A 630-nucleotide genomic window follows, 5' to 3' on the forward strand; every position below is an offset into this window, starting at 1 on the left:
GCCCAGGATCCATCAAACAGGCGGGATCCATCAAGCAGGCGGCGGTCTATACGACCGCGGGCGTCGCCATGCCGGTCACCGGCCAGTCGGCAAAAATCGCCCCGATGCCCGGTGTCCAGCAGGTTGCTTACGTGGCGCCGGACAACCCCGCTCTGCTGGCGGCGCCTGGCCAGCCCGAACAGCACGCCAGCGGCCCGCGCGGCGAGATCGAGCGGCTGATCGAGAAATATTCGGCGCTCTATGAAGTGCCGGTCGAGCTGGTGCGCCATGTCGTCAACCGCGAGAGCACCTTCAACCCGAAAGCCTATAATCACGGCCATTGGGGACTGATGCAGATCAAGCACGCGACGGCGCGCGGCATGGGCTATGACGGCCCGGCGACCGGCCTGTTCGACGCCGAGACCAATCTCAAATATGCCGTGAAATATCTGCGTGGCGCCTGGCTGGTCTCGGGCGGCAACGCCAAGCGCGCCGACACGCTCTACCAGAGCGGCTATTATTACGACGCCAAGCGCAGGGGCCTGCTCGAGGCGACGGGACTTGGCGTCGACCGCAAGCGGCATCGCCTGCCGCCCGACGCCTGAGCGGACGGTCCGCGCGGCGTCTCGAGACAGCGCCATGCATGAGAAC

Annotated in this window: 1 protein-coding gene; it reads left to right on the top strand. The window is 66.2% G+C overall.

The genetic code is table 11. From position 1 onward, the window contains the following. A partial coding sequence (locus tag EOA27_RS39155) for a lytic transglycosylase domain-containing protein (RefSeq protein ID WP_145970939.1) occupies nucleotides 1–584 on the top strand: 584 nt, incomplete at its 5' end. Between the last annotated feature and the right edge of the window lie 46 nt (nucleotides 585–630).

Origin of the sequence: Mesorhizobium sp. M2A.F.Ca.ET.037.01.1.1 (genome assembly GCF_003998075.1) — a bacterium.
Lineage (GTDB): Bacteria > Pseudomonadota > Alphaproteobacteria > Rhizobiales > Rhizobiaceae > Mesorhizobium.